13 protein-coding genes are annotated in these 15,984 nt (G+C 55.6%); 4 read left to right on the forward strand and 9 right to left on the reverse strand.

Annotated features, from left to right (window positions below):
- Positions 1–106 precede the first annotated feature (106 nt).
- Positions 107–2,536, forward strand: coding sequence for a glycerol-3-phosphate 1-O-acyltransferase PlsB (gene plsB / locus A936_RS06510; protein ID WP_008455842.1), 2,430 nt, complete (start codon positions 107–109; stop codon positions 2,534–2,536).
- Positions 2,537–2,596: 60 nt separating this feature from the next.
- Here plsB and ubiA read toward each other — a convergent pair whose 3' ends face one another.
- The 5 genes from ubiA to malK all read right to left on the reverse strand — a co-directional run bounded on the left by ubiA (position 2,597) and on the right by malK (position 7,698).
- The gene (gene ubiA / locus A936_RS06515; RefSeq protein ID WP_008455843.1) at positions 2,597–3,469 is read right to left on the reverse strand and encodes a 4-hydroxybenzoate octaprenyltransferase; all 873 of its coding nucleotides are present in this window, start codon (positions 3,467–3,469) and stop codon (positions 2,597–2,599) included.
- Positions 3,469–3,978 (reverse strand): chorismate lyase, encoded by a 510-nt coding sequence (ubiC, locus tag A936_RS06520; RefSeq protein ID WP_008455844.1) that lies wholly within the window; start codon positions 3,976–3,978, stop codon positions 3,469–3,471. Before ubiC ends, ubiA begins: the two co-directional genes overlap by 1 nt.
- Before the next feature lie 189 nt (positions 3,979–4,167).
- Positions 4,168–5,124, reverse strand: coding sequence for a maltose operon protein MalM (malM, locus tag A936_RS06525; protein ID WP_008455845.1), 957 nt, complete (start codon positions 5,122–5,124; stop codon positions 4,168–4,170).
- A 99-nt stretch (positions 5,125–5,223) separates the two neighbouring features.
- Positions 5,224–6,546 carry a maltoporin gene (locus A936_RS06530; RefSeq protein WP_008455847.1) on the reverse strand — a complete coding sequence of 441 codons (1,323 nt, stop codon included), beginning with the start codon at positions 6,544–6,546 and terminating at the stop codon, positions 5,224–5,226.
- A 42-nt stretch (positions 6,547–6,588) separates the two neighbouring features.
- Positions 6,589–7,698, reverse strand: a complete 1,110-nt coding sequence (gene malK, locus A936_RS06535) for a maltose/maltodextrin ABC transporter ATP-binding protein MalK (protein ID WP_008455848.1) — start codon at positions 7,696–7,698, stop codon at positions 6,589–6,591.
- Between the two features lie 374 nt (positions 7,699–8,072).
- Between malK and malE the strand changes: the two genes are divergently transcribed.
- The 3 genes from malE (at position 8,073) to malG (ending at position 11,912) form a co-directional block, all read left to right on the forward strand.
- The gene (gene malE / locus A936_RS06540) at positions 8,073–9,263 is read left to right on the forward strand and encodes a maltose/maltodextrin ABC transporter substrate-binding protein MalE (RefSeq protein ID WP_008455851.1); all 1,191 of its coding nucleotides are present in this window, start codon (positions 8,073–8,075) and stop codon (positions 9,261–9,263) included.
- Positions 9,264–9,465: 202 nt separating this feature from the next.
- The gene (gene malF, locus A936_RS06545; protein WP_008455853.1) at positions 9,466–11,010 is read left to right on the forward strand and encodes a maltose ABC transporter permease MalF; all 1,545 of its coding nucleotides are present in this window, start codon (positions 9,466–9,468) and stop codon (positions 11,008–11,010) included.
- An 11-nt stretch (positions 11,011–11,021) separates the two neighbouring features.
- Positions 11,022–11,912: a maltose ABC transporter permease MalG gene (gene malG, locus A936_RS06550; RefSeq protein ID WP_008455854.1), complete on the forward strand. Its 891-nt coding sequence runs from the start codon at positions 11,022–11,024 to the stop codon at positions 11,910–11,912.
- Positions 11,913–12,014: 102 nt separating this feature from the next.
- On the opposite strand, the gene psiE is transcribed toward malG, so the two are convergent.
- From psiE to A936_RS06570, 4 genes are all read right to left on the reverse strand, one after another.
- Positions 12,015–12,422 (reverse strand): phosphate-starvation-inducible protein PsiE, encoded by a 408-nt coding sequence (psiE, locus tag A936_RS06555; protein WP_008455857.1) that lies wholly within the window; start codon positions 12,420–12,422, stop codon positions 12,015–12,017.
- 85 nt (positions 12,423–12,507) lie between these two features.
- Entirely contained in the window at positions 12,508–14,604 is a 2,097-nt protein-coding gene (locus A936_RS06560) for a YjbH domain-containing protein (protein WP_008455859.1), read from the reverse strand.
- On the reverse strand, positions 14,604–15,341 hold the full coding sequence (locus tag A936_RS06565) for a capsule biosynthesis GfcC family protein (protein WP_008455860.1): 738 nt from the start codon (positions 15,339–15,341) through the stop codon (positions 14,604–14,606). The genes A936_RS06560 and A936_RS06565 overlap by 1 nt, the downstream gene beginning before the upstream one ends.
- Positions 15,338–15,976: a YjbF family lipoprotein gene (locus A936_RS06570; RefSeq protein ID WP_008455861.1), complete on the reverse strand. Its 639-nt coding sequence runs from the start codon at positions 15,974–15,976 to the stop codon at positions 15,338–15,340. Before A936_RS06570 ends, A936_RS06565 begins: the two co-directional genes overlap by 4 nt.
- Between the last annotated feature and the right edge of the window lie 8 nt (positions 15,977–15,984).

A 15,984-nucleotide genomic window follows, 5' to 3' on the forward strand; every position in this document is an offset into this window, starting at 1 on the left:
GCGTCAATGCTCACTGAGTCTAAATCGCAGCGCCACAGAAATTCCCCAGAGTTTCTGATATCCTTGCGGCGCATTTGCATTATTAACCTGAGGCTTTACATCATTTATGTCAGGCTGGCCAAGAATTTACTACAAATTACTGAATTTACCATTAAGCGTTCTGGTAAAGAGCAAGTCTATCCCGGCGGATCCCCAAACCGAACTCGGTCTGGACCCTTCACGCCCCATCATGTACGTCCTGCCCTACAATTCTAAGGCAGACTTACTGACGCTGCGTGCCCAATGTCTGGATCACGATCTGCCCGACCCGCTGGAACCTCTGGAAATTGACGGCGTACTGCTGCCGCGCTACGTGTTTATCCACGGCGGGCCGCGCGTCTTCACCTATTACACGCCAAAAGAAGAGTCGGTAAAACTGTTCCACGATTATCTGGATCTGCACCGCAGCAATCCCGATCTCGATGTACAGATGGTGCCGGTTTCCGTGATGTTCGGCCGCTCGCCAGGGCGCGAAAAAGGGGAAATCAACCCGCCTTTACGCACGCTGAACGGCGTCCAGAAATTCTTTGCGGTTTCCTGGCTGGGTCGCGATAGCTTCGTGCGTTTCTCACCGCCGGTTTCGCTTCGCCGCATGGCAACCGAACACGGCACGGACAAGATTATTGCCCAAAAATTGGCTCGCGTGGCGCGCACTCACTTTGCCCGCCAGCGCCTGGCCGCCGTTGGCCCGCGCCTGCCGGTCCGCCAGGATCTCTTCAACAAGCTGCTGGCGTCAAAAGCGATTGCCCGCGCGGTAGAAGATGAAGCCCGCAGCAAGAAAATCTCCCACGAAAAAGCGCAGCAAAATGCCGTCGCGCTGATGGAAGAGATTGCCGCGAACTTCTCCTACGAAGCCGTACGTCTGACGGACCGCGTTTTAGGGTTAACCTGGAACCGCCTCTATCAGGGCATTAACGTGCATAACGCCGAACGCGTGCGTCAGCTTGCCCATGATGGCCACGAAATCGTCTATGTGCCCTGCCACCGCAGCCACATGGACTATTTGCTGCTTTCCTACGTGCTTTATCACCAGGGGCTGGTTCCACCGCACATTGCCGCCGGGATCAACCTGAACTTCTGGCCAGCCGGCCCGATTTTCCGCCGCCTGGGCGCGTTCTTTATTCGCCGTACCTTCAAGGGCAACAAGCTTTACTCCACGGTATTCCGCGAATATCTGGGCGAGCTGTTCAGCCGCGGCTATTCCGTTGAATACTTTGTCGAGGGTGGCCGCTCCCGTACCGGCCGTTTGCTGGATCCTAAGACTGGCACGCTGTCGATGACCATTCAGGCCATGCTACGTGGCGGCACCCGCCCGATCACTCTGGTGCCGATTTACATCGGTTACGAGCACGTCATGGAAGTGGGCACTTACGCGAAAGAGCTACGCGGTGCGACCAAAGAAAAAGAGAGCTTCATGCAGATGGTGCGCGGCCTGAGTAAGCTGCGCAACCTCGGCCAGGGTTACGTTAACTTCGGCGAACCGCTGCCGCTGATGACCTACCTGAACCAGCATGTTCCGGAATGGAAAGACTCTATCGATCCGATAGAAGCAATTCGCCCGGCCTGGCTGACGCCAACGGTGAATGATATCGCTGCCGATATCATGGTGCGTATCAACAACGCAGGGGCCGCTAACGCCATGAACCTGTGCTGTACCGCGCTACTTGCTTCACGCCAGCGTTCGCTGACCCGTGAACAGCTTACCGAACAGCTCGACTGCTACCTGAACCTGCTGCGTAACGTGCCGTATTCTCCGGATGCCACCGCACCAACGGTTTCCGCTGACGCGCTGATCGACCACGCGCTGCAGATGAACAAGTTCGAGGTGGAGAAAGACACCATCGGTGACATCATCATTCTGCCGCGCGAGCAGGCCGTGCTGATGACCTATTACCGCAACAACATCATGCACATGCTGGTGCTGCCGTCGCTGATGGCGTCCATCATCACTCAGCATCGCCACATCTCGCGCGCAGAGCTGCTGCGTCAGATAGAAGTTGTTTACCCGATGCTGAAAGCCGAGCTGTTCCTGCGTTGGGAAAAAAGCGAGCTGGGCAGAGAAATTGATGCGCTGATCGCGGAGATGGAGCGTCAGGATCTGGTCATGGTTGTCGGTGACGAAGTGCAGATCAACCCTCACCGTTCACGCACTCTGCAGCTTCTGGCGGCGGGCGTGCGCGAGACAATCCAGCGGTATGCCATCACCTTCTGGCAGTTGAGCGCCAACCCATCGATCAACCGCGGAACGCTGGAACGCGAAAGCCGCACGGTGGCGCAGCGACTGTCCGTTCTGCACGGCATTAACGCCCCGGAATTCTTTGATAAAGCGGTCTTTACCTCGCTGGTGCTTACCCTGCGCGATGAAGGCTATATCAGCGATACCGGTGATGCAGACGCGACCGAAACCATCAAGGTTTACCAGATGCTGGCCGATCTTGTGACCTCGGACGTACGTCTGACGATTGAGAGCTCCGCTTCCCAGGACGCGGTTTCTTAATTCAGCATAAACGAAAAAGGCGGGTGATTAACCCGCCTTTTTTATTGCCTGAAGACTGACTCAGAAATGCAGGTAGCTCAACGCCAGGCCCAGGAACAGCACCAGCCCGACATAGTTATTGTTCATAAACGCTTTAAAGCAGCCTTCGCGCTCGCGTTTGGCGATCAGCTTCTGCTGGTGCACAAACAGCCCGCCCGCCAGCAAAATTGACCAGTAGAACGTGCCACCCAGCCCATTGAGCCAGCCCACAACGCCCATCAACAGCATGGTGGCGATTTGCAGCAGGCCGATGATCAGCTTATCGTTGCGGCCAAACAGGATCGCCGTCGACTTAATGCCAATCTTCAGGTCGTCGTCGCGGTCGACCATCGCATACTGCGTGTCGTACGCCACGGTCCAGCAAATGTTAGCGAGGAACATCAGCCAGCAGCTTAACGGCACCGATTCGCTGGCGGCGGCAAATGCCATAGGAATGGACCAGCCAAAAGCCGCACCCAGCACCACCTGAGGCAAATGGGTGTAGCGCTTCATAAACGGATACACCCATGCCAGCGCAAGGCCGGCCACGGACAGCAAGATCGTCATGGTGTTGAGCGTCAGCACCAGCAGGAAAGCCAGGCCCACCAGCACCGCGAACAGCGCCTTCGCTTCTTTCTCAGAAACTGCGCCACTGGGCAGCGGGCGCTGCGCGGTACGCTTTACGTGACCATCAAATTTACGGTCGGCATAATCGTTCACCACGCAGCCCGCGGCGCGCATCAGCCAGACGCCAGCGATAAAAACAACCAGATTCAGCAGCGAGGGTAAGCCCGGGGTGGCCACCCACAGCGCCCACAGCGTGGGCCATAGCAGCAACAAAGCGCCAATGGGCTTATCGGTACGCATTAACCGGTGATAAGCCAGCAGTTTTCCCTGCTTAAGACTCCACTCCATTATTTTTCCTCTTCGTACAGCGGAGATGCCGGCAGGAACAGTTCGGTTAGCAACAAAGGCTTACCGGAAAGTCTCAGTCGGGAACGACGTCCCCACAGTTCGGCGCTGCGGCCAATCTCAATATAGTCACGCGTCAGGGTTGATGAACTAAAAAGGTAGCGCCCGAGCGGCGTATCGCCAAGCTTTTGCAAAGCCAGCTCAGGGCCATCAAGCGTGCTTTCAGGCACCACGGTGCGCCCCAGCAGCCAGGGTTCGTCATCCCCGCAGAGGATAATTTCCCGCAGCCAGTAACGCGCAGAGGCAGGTAATAAATCGGCTTCGGGCAAATCATTGCCAGCAGGGACAAAACCTTCGCGCACGATGCGGACGGTGACTTTTTGGCAGTGCTGTTCGAAGCGTTTAGTCATCGAATCTTCCAGCAACAGCCAGTCGAGATAAGCGGAGCTAAGCCCTTGCGGGACCTCCGTGTAGAAATTCAGGGCGCGCAACGGCGACAGCGCGTCGGACATGGGAATACTCTCCGATACATAACCTGATGGCATTGTAACGCAGAACATCTCTGTGCGGGCAGACAATGGCAACACACGCGGCAAATACCGCAACAATTGAGCAACAGCAACTTAAAGTTTTTAGGCTACAGAAAAAAAGGTGCGCCTGAGCGCACCAATACTTCAAGCATCAGCAACGTGGGGAAATGGTTACCCCTTGCCTTTTACACTGCTGATAAAAGTTTTACGGGCGGAGGTGGAACCCAGACGCTCGGCTTCATTCAGCAGTTTCAGGGCTTTATCAATGTCGCCTTTATCCACCGCCTGTTTAATGGCGCGGTTAAAATAGCTTTCCGTATCATTGAGCATTGGCTCGCTTTTCGCGGCAGGCGCCGGAGCTGGCGCTGCCACTGGTGCTGGTGTTGGTGCAGCGGCCGGTGCAGAGTAGGCCGTCGGTGGCGCTACGTTACCGACCACAACAGGTTTGGCATCGGATCCACCAAAGATCTTACCGATCATGATGTTGCCGCTGTTTTGTTCGGTTTTCAGCTTCACCGTCAGGGTACCTTGCCCACTGTGGCTAGCAATCGGATCGGCCACATCAGGAATGGCGTTGCTTGCCCCTTCAGCATAAAGCTTCGCCGGGTTGATCATGCGGGTCGTTTCCGTCAGATCGTGTTTCGTGGTGTACACCAGCATGTAGATCTGTTTTTGCCCCATCATCGGAGTCAACTTCATGACGTTTTCCAGACGGTTGCCGGAGGTCATGCCCGGTTTCTGGTACTGGAAGTAACTGCTCGGGAAGAAAGCAGAAGGCTGCATCTGCCCGTCGAGAATAAGTACGTTTGGCGCATAAACGCTCAGGTCTTTTACCAGGCTGGTCAGCGTGATTTCCAGTGAGCCCTGATCGGCTGGCAGCACAAACGCCGCCACGCTCCCGGTGAATTCCCCGACGTTAAGGCTGGCCGAAGAAGTGGTCAGCACCACGTCCTGGCTAACAGGTGGCATCAACGGAATCCACGGCAGACTTTGTAATTTTTCCGTAGGAATAGACGGTGCGGTAGAGACATTCTGTGGGTTAATCGCCGTGTTGGCAGCAAAAGCAGCCGGCACGGACGATAAGCCCAGAACGGGAAGCAGGCAAAGCGCGAGAAGATGTTTTTTCATTGTTTTATCCTCGAAGCGAACCCGTCTCCTTCAGGCAAAAAAGAGACGGGTCAGGCATGTGAAACCGGCGGGCGCTAAGCACCCGCGCGGCGGGTTAACTTACCACCAGACTTCCATCTGAGCACCGAAGGTAACTTCGCTGTCGTTGCCGCGGCTGAAAGTACGGGCGCTGGTATCGCTGAAAGCAATGCCGGATGGCGTGCCAGCTACGTAGTTAGCGTCGTTGGAATCACTGGAGGAATAGCCCCATTTCTCATCCCACTTGGCGTAGGTTGCAAAGACACGGATAGCCGGACGAGACCAGATGCTGTTCCCCGCCTGCCACTGCTGTGCCAGGGTAATTTTGTACTGGTTGTTGGATTTGTCTGTCAGCTGAGACTTCACGTTGTCGTAACCCACTTCCAGCAAGGTGCTCATGATTGGCGTCCATTTGTACATAGGACGAACGCCCACGGTCCACCACTGGGTACCGTTCTTATCATCACGGTTGATATCCTGGTACATACCCACGTACATCAGGCCCCAGGTATCGTTGAAGTCGATCGCCCCGTGGTCAATCACACGCAGCATTTTACCGTCGTTGTTTTGGAAGGTATTTGGGCGTCCGGTACCGTTGGTTTGCGCCATCGCGTTAGTGCCGTACTGCACCACAAATTTGTTCAGGCTGGTGCCGAGGAAGGTCTGGGTATGCTCTACGGTACCCAACCAACCATTTTTGGTCGGATCCACGACGCCGAAATCGTAGTGCTTGCTGGTATTGGCGCGACCGTAATCAAAACCAACTTCCAGAGAACCGCCTGGGTTCACTTCCATTTGGCCTAAACGGATATCAAAGATATCGTTCGCCAGATCTTGTTTTTTGGTCGTGCCGTTGATGAAGGCTTCTGAACCGCCCGCTTCACCGTTACGGGTTGCGGCCAGGGAGAGTTTACCGAAGCCCAGGTTAATATCTTCCAGGCCAGCACCCGGGCCAGAAACGTCCCAGTAGTAGAAGTCGATCATATGGACGTCATGGCGTTTGTAGTAACGCTTACCTGCCCAAATATTCGCGCCTGGCAGCGCGTCAATCAGGTTTTTACCTACCACGTTCATCTGACGTACGCGCGGGCCACCGTTGGTGTCCTCGTCATCGTTCAGTTGGTTAGTGGCATAACCAATCATGGTGTCAACGTAGAAGCTTTTCTCGCCTTCCTGCCAAACTTGCTGACCTAATTCAATTTCAGCATAAGTTTCACATTCGTTACCCAGACGGTATTTAGAACCGGCACCTGTCGCTTTAAAACACTGCTGCTGACCGCCGCTGCCTGTCCAGCCAATACCAGAACGTGCATAGCCCTTGAAATCAACGGCGCCGGCCTGTGCAGACACGATGCCTGCAATCACGGCGACCGCCAGTGGGAGTTTGCGCAGAGTAATCATCATTCTATCTCCTGAGATCATTGCTTTTCTTTTTTATGGGAATGCTTAAACGCCGGGCTCTTGATGCAACCGACGACATGCGGTGCCATCTTCTCTGAACAGATGACAGCGCTCTGGCGGCAGGCCAATAGCGAATGTGGCACCCTCTTTTACCAACACCACGTCGTTCTGGCGGTAAACCAGGTTTTGACGAATGGCGGGGATTTGGATGTGAATCTGAGTCTCATGTCCCAACTGCTCAACGACCTGCACTTCCCCTTCAAGGGTGACATCAGCAATGTCGCTCGGCAGCAGGTGTTCCGGGCGAATGCCAAGTGACATATTGGCCCCCACCTGAACGTTGCGGCTTTCCACCGGCAGCCAGACATGCTGACGGTTAGGCAATTCCACCTGCACCTGATCAATGGCCGTCGCGGTCACTTTTACCGGCAGGAAGTTCATTTTTGGCGACCCGATAAAGCCCGCCACAAAGCGGTCTGCCGGGTAGTGATACAGTTCTAGCGGTTTCCCGACCTGCGCAATCCGACCGGCATCCAGCACGACGATTTTGTCGGCCAGGGTCATCGCCTCAATCTGGTCGTGGGTCACGTAAATCATCGTGCGGCCCAGGCGCTTGTGCAGGCGGGAGATCTCAATGCGCATCTGCACGCGCAGCGCGGCATCCAGGTTGGAAAGCGGCTCATCCAGCAGGAACACTCGCGGCTCCGCCACCAGGGTTCGGCCAATCGCGACGCGCTGACGTTGCCCACCGGACAGCGCCTTAGGGCGGCGCTCCAACAAATGCGCGAGCTGTAAGGTTTCGGAAACCTGATTCACGCGCTGGTTGATCTCGTCTTTTTTTGCCCCGGCAAGCTTCAGGCCAAAGGACATGTTTTCGGCGACGGAGAGATGGGGATAGAGGGCGTATGACTGAAAGACCATGCCCACGCCACGCTCGGCGGGAGGGGTGTCATTCATCCGTTTTTCACCAATCAGCAGCTCGCCGCTGGTGATGGTTTCAAGGCCTGCGATCATTCGCAGCAGCGTTGATTTACCGCAGCCAGATGGCCCGACAAAAACCACAAACTCTCCCTCATTGATGTCGAGGTTGATGTCTTTCGACACCACCACGTCACCCCAGGCTTTTGTTACGTTCCGTAGCTGCACGCTCGCCATTACCACTCCCTCATTACTGCCGCCTGCCGTCGGACAGGTGATTCAAGATGTGTCCGACTATGAGGGATAGCTACATTTGGTAAATCCTCCGCCCTATGGCTTTTTTATGGGGGAGGAGGCGGGAGGATGAGAGCGTGGTATCTGCAACCGGTTGCAGGCGGCACAAGGGATTTTCGTGATCGCGGCTTCAGTTTTCGCTGCGTTTTTATGTGCGCCAGGACACATAACGCTGAGTTATGCAAAGCAGATCACAGATAACTGCCCAGGGGCGTAGAGCAAAGGAGGATGAGAAGCGCTTGCCATCTCCGCAGACTTAGCACCGTGAATCTGCACTCCCCTATGAAGCGCACACCACCACTCAAAAGGATGGGAACATGAAAATGAAAACCGGCGCCCGCGTTCTCGCTTTGTCAGCCCTGGCAACGATGATGCTTTCCGCCTCTGCACTGGCAAAAATCGAAGAAGGCAAACTGGTCATCTGGATTAACGGCGATAAGGGCTACAACGGCCTGGCCGAAGTCGGTAAGAAGTTTGAGAAAGATACCGGTATTAAAGTCACCATTGAACATCCTGATAAGCTTGAAGAAAAATTCCCACAGGTGGCGGCAACCGGCGATGGCCCGGACATTATCTTCTGGGCTCACGACCGCTTCGGTGGCTATGCGCAGTCCGGCCTTTTGGCCGAAATCACCCCAGACAAAGCCTTCCAGGACAAACTCTATCCGTTTACCTGGGACGCCGTACGTTACAACGGCAAATTCATCGCTTACCCGATTGCGGTAGAGGCGCTGTCGCTGATTTATAACAAAGACCTGGTTCCAAACCCGCCGAAAACCTGGGAGGAGATCCCCGCCCTGGATAAAGAGCTGAAGGCCAAAGGTAAGAGCGCGCTGATGTTCAACCTGCAGGAACCGTACTTCACCTGGCCGCTAATTGCGGCAGACGGCGGGTATGCCTTCAAGTTCGAAAACGGCAAATATGATGTGAAAGATGTGGGCGTAGACAGCGCGGGGGCGAAAGCCGGCCTGAGCTTCCTGGTCGATATGATCAAGAACAAGCAGATGAACGCCGACACCGACTACTCCATTGCCGAAGCCGCGTTTAACAAAGGCGACACGGCGATGACGATCAACGGCCCGTGGGCCTGGTCTAACATCGACAAGAGCAAAATCAACTACGGCGTGACGCTGCTGCCTACCTTTAAAGGCAAGCCGTCTAAACCGTTTGTCGGCGTCCTGAGCGCCGGTATCAACGCCGCCAGCCCGAATAAAGAACTGGCGAAAGAGTTCCTTGAGAACTACCTGTTGACCGACCAGGGTCTGGCGGATGTGAACAAGGACAAACCGCTCGGTGCCGTGGCGCTGAAATCGTTCCAGGAGCAGTTGGCGAAAGATCCACGTATTGCCGCCACCATGAATAACGCCCAGAAGGGCGAGATTATGCCTAATATTCCTCAGATGTCTGCCTTCTGGTATGCCGTACGCACCGCGGTTATCAACGCCGTTAGCGGCCGCCAGACCGTTGATGCGGCGCTGAAGGATGCTCAGGGACGTATCACTAAGTAAATCTTGCCCCTCACCCCGGCCCTCTCCCCATAGGGGAGAGGGGGGAATTCGGACGGAGCCCGGTTCTCTCCCACTGGGGAGACGGAATTCGGATTGAGCCCGCTCCCCCGCTGGAGTGAGAAAACAGGCCCTTTCTGTCCCCTCTCCCCCTTGGGGAGAGGGTTAGGGTGAGGGGAAATAACACGCTGTAGAGGAACACCCCATGGATGCAGTTAAAAAGAGCCGCTGGTGGCAAAGCGAGGGACTGAAATGGTCACTCATCGGGGCATTAGGCCTGCTGGTTGGCTATCTTGTGGTTTTAATGTACGCCCAGGGGGAGTACCTGTTTGCCATAATGACGCTGATTTTAAGCTCACTTGGCCTCTATATTTTTGCTAACCGTAAGGCATACGCCTGGCGCTACGTTTATCCCGGCATGGCCGGCATGGGGCTGTTCGTCCTCTTCCCGCTGATCTGCACTATCGCTATCGCTTTTACCAACTACAGCAGCACCAACCAGCTGACGTTTGAACGCGCGCAGCAGGTGCTGATGGACCGCCAGTACCAGGCAGGCAAAACGTTCAACTTTGGCCTTTACCCAGACGGCAATGAATGGACGTTAGCGCTCACCGACGGGGAAAGCGGGAAAAACTATGTCTCGGACAAGTTTACCTTTGGTGGTGAACAAAAAATCCGGCTGAAAGAAGCCGATGCGTTGCCAACCGGCGAGCGCGGCAACCTGCGCGTGATCACCCAAAACCGCCAGGCGCTGAGCCAGATAACCGCTGTGTTGCCGGATGAAAGTAAGGTGGTGATGAGCTCGCTTCGCCAGTTTTCCGGCACACGCCCGCTCTACACTTTGGCGGAAAACGGCGAGCTGACCAATAACCAGACCAGCGTAAAATACGCCCCGAACGACCATATTGGTTTTTACGAGTCGGTAAACGCCGACGGCAGCTGGGCCGGAGAACAGCTAAGCCCGGGCTATACGGTCACTATCGGCTGGAAAAACTTCCTGCGCGTTTTTCACGATGACGGGATCCAAAAACCGTTCCTGGCTATCTTCGTCTGGACGGTGATTTTCTCGGTGCTGACGGTGATTCTTACCGTCGCGGTGGGGATGGTGATGGCCTGCGTAGTGCAGTGGGAAGCGCTCAAAGGCAAGGCGGCTTATCGCCTGTTGTTAATTCTGCCCTACGCCGTGCCTTCGTTTATTTCCATTTTGATTTTCAAAGGCTTATTCAACCAAAGCTTTGGCGAAATCAATATGATGCTGAGCGCACTGTTCGGCATTAAGCCCGCCTGGTTCAGCGACCCAACCACCGCTCGCTCAATGATCATCATCGTCAATACCTGGCTGGGTTATCCCTACATGATGATTCTGTGCATGGGGCTGCTGAAAGCGATTCCTGACGATCTTTATGAGGCGTCGGCAATGGACGGCGCGGGCCCGTTCCAGAACTTCTTTAAAATCACGCTCCCGCTGCTGATTAAGCCGCTCACGCCGCTGATGATTGCCAGCTTCGCCTTTAACTTTAACAACTTCGTTCTGATTCAGCTGCTGACCAACGGCGGCCCGGACAGACTCGGGACGACCACGCCAGCGGGTTATACCGACCTGCTGGTGAGCTACACCTACCGCATCGCCTTTGAAGGCGGCGGCGGTCAGGACTTTGGCCTGGCTGCAGCTATCGCAACGCTTATCTTCCTGCTGGTGGGCGGCCTTGCGATTGTGAACCTGAAAGCCACCCGCATGAAGTTTGATTAAGGAGACCGACGATGGCCATGGTGCAACCCAAATCTCAAAAGCTGCGTCTGTTTCTCACGCACTTTCTGCTGCTGCTGTTTATCGCGGCAATCATGTTCCCGCTGCTGATGGTCATCGCCATCTCGCTGCGTCCGGGTAACTTTGCCACCGGGAGCCTGATCCCGGACCAGGTATCATGGGAACACTGGAAGCTGGCGCTTGGTTTTAGCGTTGAGCACGCGGACGGTCGCGTCACGCCGCCACCGTTCCCGGTGCTGCTCTGGCTGTGGAACTCGATAAAAATTGCCGGGATCACGGCGATAGGTATCGTTACCCTTTCTACAACCTGCGCCTACGCTTTTGCCCGTATGCGTTTCCCCGGCAAAGCCACGCTGCTGAAAGGGATGCTGATTTTCCAGATGTTCCCGGCGGTGCTGTCTCTGGTGGCGCTGTATGCCCTGTTTGATCGTTTGGGTCAGTACATTCCGTTTATTGGTCTGAACACGCACGGTGGGGTGATCTTTGCGTATTTAGGCGGGATAGCGCTTCACGTCTGGACGATTAAGGGCTATTTCGAAACGATTGATGGCTCGCTGGAAGAGGCTGCCGCGCTGGATGGCGCGACGCCGTGGCAGGCATTCCGTCTGGTGCTGCTGCCGCTGTCGGTACCGATTCTGGCCGTGGTCTTTATTCTGTCGTTTATTGCCGCGATTACCGAGGTGCCGGTGGCTTCTCTGCTGCTGCGCGACGTGGACAGCTACACGCTGGCCGTGGGGATGCAGCAATACCTTAACCCGCAGAACTACCTGTGGGGCGATTTTGCCGCCGCGGCGGTGCTCTCCGCGATACCGATTACCGTTGTGTTCCTGCTGGCCCAGCGCTGGCTGGTGAGCGGCCTGACCGCTGGCGGGGTGAAAGGTTAACGTTTATCCCTGAAAGTCATTAGCTTCATCTTTATGCCTTACCACTGCAACCCTCACTTTGACCTTAGCACTTTATTCAGGCGGCCCCAGGGCCGCCCTTTTTTATTCCCGCTTCAGGCGCTGGCTGTTACACAACCAAAGCGTAATCACCAACACCAGAATCGCGGCCGAGTAGATCAGCACGTCCAGCGGCGAACTGTGGTCAATGATAATCAGGCGCACAACTGCGGTAATGCCGATGTAGATAAAGTAGCGCAGCGGGAAGTGATAGCCCGACTGAAAATACTTCACAATCAGCGCGATAAACTCGAAATAGAGGAAGTAAACCACCAGCCCCTCGATAAACAGATACGAGCTGGCGTCATCTCCCGGCGCAAACAATACGGTGGCCAGGTGAATGGTCTCTTTGCCGAGGAAGATAATCAAAATCAGCCCAAGGGCTAACAGCCCCAGATTAAGCACCGTCTGCATGACGGTAGAAATCCAGGAAAAACGCGGTGTCGCAGGCATAACGGCCTCTCATTTTTATTGTGGTCTTGAGAGGCTGTTATACGTCTAAAATGTGATCTTGATCTAGTTTATTTACTTACCTTCGTTAGCGGAAATTTTCGCTGCGGTCGCTGGTCACCCCATACAGGTCAAACTTACGGCCCAGCATCTGCCCGCCGTCACGCGTTAGCGGTGTCCAGGTCACCTGCGCCCGGCTGCGGGTTGGGTAAGCCGAGAAGATATCCAGCGGCACATTGATGTAGAAACCTTTGGTGAAGTCCCCCTCGCCGTACTCTTTCTTCGACACGTTGGTGATGGTGGCGTAGGTGCCCACCACGATCCCGCTGTCAAAGTGTTTGGAAATCTCCAGCGTGCCGCCTTTATCCTGCGCCAGATACTGGCCGATACTGAGCTTAACCAGCACATCCTGAGCAAACGGCGGCGTCCAGTAGCCGGTGATATGCCCGGTCTTCGCGCTGTAGTCGGTAAATTTCATCATGTCCTGCGAACTGCGCCAGTCACGCTGTTTGACGTAGTTGCCGTTGACGCCGATCGCCCAGTTGCTGTCCACCGGACGGTAAAGCAGCTCGGCCCCCGCCCCGCCGTACATGGTTTCCAGATAGCCCGCATAAACCTGGCCGTAAATTCCATGCCCAAAGTACTGGAAGTAGTTGGCCTGCAGGTTGTTGATGTAAACATCGTTTTCTACATATTCGCGAACGTGGGTACGCACGCGCGGCAGCGTAGAATCCATTGGCGGATTGGTGTAGTTAAATTTGTCGTAGTTATTGGCGACGTTGGCAAACAGGCTGCCGCTGGTTAACAGGTGATCCGTCAGCCAGTAATCAACGTTCCCCATCACCCCGACCTGGTACATATAGAAGCTTTCCGGGCCACCGATAGACTGGTTGAGAATCGGATCAATTGAATAATTAAAGCGCGACTTCTCGATGTAGTATCCCTGTTCGGTGCTTTCTGGCACCACCGGCTCAACGCGTTTTTGTACCAGCGTTGTTTCCTGCCCCAGCGGTTCCCCCTCAAGGTGCCGACGCAGGCTGGCCACGTCCGTTTCAGTGGTAACCTGCGGCATATTAATCCGGCTTTCGGTAATGCGGATGGTGCGAATATTATCCGGCAGGTCATTCATCACGATGCGGTTGGCGCGTTCGATGCCTTCGCGGGAATTGCGATATTTCACCTGCTCGCCCGTGACGTAGAGCGTATCCCCTTTGACCTGAATGTTCGGGTTGATCAGCCCGGCGTTGTATTTCAGGTCGGTCAGCTGATTGGCCACCACGTTGTGCTGCAGAATTTCGTCCTGCGGGTGCGGCTGGTACTCAGGACGACGGGAATCGTTGTACCCCGGCTTGAGGTCATTGAAGTTGGTGCGGAGCGTCACGCCAAACATAAAGGTGTTGCCGCGCTCGTAGCTCATGTTCACGTCGGCCCAGTCGGTCACCCGGTAGATAGCGCCGACGTTAACGCTGCTGCGCTGGTCTATTTTCCCCGCAAACTCATGGCTGTAGTTGTTGCCCTCATATTCAACCTTCAGCCTGAGTGGCTGCCACGGCGTCTGGTACTCTACGCCGCCAAACAGCGACGTCGGGCCGTGGAACATGCCGCTAAAGTTGAAGGAGCCCGCCATTTGGTAGCTGTTATCCCGGTGGCAGTATTTGTCGCTGTATTCACAGAGCGGGTTTTTGATGTTGCCGCTGGTGCCTAAATACCCCCAGCCCATGCCAAGGCTGAAGTCGAACGGCCCCCAGGCTTTGCTCGCCACCACATATTCACCGTCAAACAGCCCGGTGCCGCCCAGGTCACGAATACCGGCAGAGACCTGAGGCAGCCAGTAGCCCTCTTCCCACAGGCGGAATTTCACGTCAAACGCTTTGTCTTTATAGGTCTGGTCACCCGAGAAAGCCTTCACGCTACTGTAGTGACGTGTGCGCACGTCGGTGTAGCGCAGCGTGGCCTCCATCCAGGGGAAAAGCTGCATGGAGGCGGAGTAGAAGCGGTACTGATCGTTGTCGCGGTAGTTGAGATTAAATTCGCCCTCAGGCGCCATGCGCGCCGTCGGCGTTTGCAGCAGACCCGCGCCGCCAAAGTCTGCCTGCGAAGGGCCAACGGGAGCCGGATACGTTTCGGCGCGGCAGGCGGAAGTCACCGCCAGCGCAATCAGGCTATACAGGTAACGTTTTTTCATTAATCCGGTATCCGATGGGTCAGGGTATTAAGAATCTGCTGGTTCAGCTCATCAAAGGTGGCGCTGAAAAGGCGGTCAGAGAATCCCACAAAGATAAGGCTACCTGGCGACGGTTCTCTATGGCGTTTATTCCAGTAAGCAACTGGCGCTTTTTCGATTTTGCCGTCCGGGTAAATCACCCAGGCATAACTTCTTTCGGCCCCGCTCAACAGGCTGACGTCGTCCAGATAGTCATCCACGCTGCGTCCGGGAGTAAAAGGTTTCACGCCGGGCGAAGTGACTAATCCCACCAGGGTGATGGTTGTGGGCTGCGGGCCGGCCCAAAGGCTGTATTCCCCCTGAAGCGGCACGTTTGATTGTGGGCGAAGGCGAACCCAGTCGGGGTCCAGATTGACAAACTGCCGCCCGGTCACATGCATAGCGCTGAGCTGCTGGCGCAGTCCGTTGATTGCCGCCCCGTCGTCTCCGCCTTCGTTCGCCGCCACTTCAGCCAGGCGCGCCAGAAGCTGCTGGTGTTTTTGCTCTTCTGCGGCGCTTGCCTGCCGGGCGCTAATCACCGCCGCAGGCCACCAGGTGCGGCTTAACGCAGGGTTAGTCACCAAATCCGCCAGCCTGGCGGCATCTTTAATCACCCGCGGCTGCGTTTGCGGTTGGGTATAAACCGTCACGGTACTTTCTGCGTGGGTAAAGGCGCTGGCAAAAAGCAGAGCCATAAACGTAAAGGGGTGTTTTTTCATTGTTTTGCCGCCTTCACAAGAAGCGTGGTAATGGGCCAGTAGCCGGGGCCAAGGTACTGTTTTGATTTACGGATTTGGCCTTCATCGTCCACCCAATAGCGGTTCGTCCAGCTTTTCCCGAGCGCGGTTACCTCTTCTTCCAGGACGCGTACTTTGGTCACGCTACTGCCAAGCTTCACCGTGTCGGTGCCGTCAAATTCAAAGGTGGACGTTGCGGTGGCGTAGCGAATCTGCTGGCGTTCAGTCCAGGCCATCTGCCGGGTCCAGCTCGCGCCGACCTTAATCTGTTTCACGTTCGCCAGCGGGTCACGGGCCAGGTTGGTCACTTCCGTCAGGTTGTCGCCCAGCCCGGAGGTTTTCACAATGCGGCCGTTCTGCGTGACGATGACCGATCTGTCCTGCGTCACCCACTTCTGCTGGCCGTCTTCGTTATAGGCCAGCACCACAAACAGCTGCGGGCCGTTGTTGATGCTCATGTACTGGCTCGCGTAGCGCATCTCGGCAATTTCATCGTCGGTAAGCTGCACGCCCCCACCTCCGGCAATACTGTTCCAAAGCGAGGTGCCAAGCCCTCTGGTGGTCGCTGAGCACGCCTGGAGTAACAGACAGACAAAGAGTATTGCGAGTCGCTGCACGGTGATTC

It is taken from the genome of Enterobacter sp. Ag1, from assembly GCA_000277545.1.
Lineage (GTDB): Bacteria > Pseudomonadota > Gammaproteobacteria > Enterobacterales > Enterobacteriaceae > Cedecea.

Excerpts from the sequence above, each read along its gene's own strand:
- ubiC (WP_008455844.1), bottom strand. The coding sequence starts at position 3,978 with ATGTCCGACGCGCTGTCGCCGTTGCGCGCCCTGAATTTCTACACGGAG.
- malM (WP_008455845.1), bottom strand. The coding sequence starts at position 5,124 with ATGAAAAAACATCTTCTCGCGCTTTGCCTGCTTCCCGTTCTGGGCTTA.
- plsB (WP_008455842.1), top strand. The coding sequence starts at position 107 with ATGTCAGGCTGGCCAAGAATTTACTACAAATTACTGAATTTACCATTA.
- psiE (WP_008455857.1), bottom strand. The coding sequence starts at position 12,422 with ATGCCTGCGACACCGCGTTTTTCCTGGATTTCTACCGTCATGCAGACG.
- malG (WP_008455854.1), top strand. The coding sequence starts at position 11,022 with ATGGCCATGGTGCAACCCAAATCTCAAAAGCTGCGTCTGTTTCTCACG.
- malF (WP_008455853.1), top strand. The coding sequence starts at position 9,466 with ATGGATGCAGTTAAAAAGAGCCGCTGGTGGCAAAGCGAGGGACTGAAA.
- A936_RS06560 (WP_008455859.1), bottom strand. The coding sequence starts at position 14,604 with ATGAAAAAACGTTACCTGTATAGCCTGATTGCGCTGGCGGTGACTTCC.
- malK (WP_008455848.1), bottom strand. The coding sequence starts at position 7,698 with ATGGCGAGCGTGCAGCTACGGAACGTAACAAAAGCCTGGGGTGACGTG.
- ubiA (WP_008455843.1), bottom strand. The coding sequence starts at position 3,469 with ATGGAGTGGAGTCTTAAGCAGGGAAAACTGCTGGCTTATCACCGGTTA.
- A936_RS06565 (WP_008455860.1), bottom strand. The coding sequence starts at position 15,341 with ATGAAAAAACACCCCTTTACGTTTATGGCTCTGCTTTTTGCCAGCGCC.
- malE (WP_008455851.1), top strand. The coding sequence starts at position 8,073 with ATGAAAATGAAAACCGGCGCCCGCGTTCTCGCTTTGTCAGCCCTGGCA.
- A936_RS06530 (WP_008455847.1), bottom strand. The coding sequence starts at position 6,546 with ATGATGATTACTCTGCGCAAACTCCCACTGGCGGTCGCCGTGATTGCA.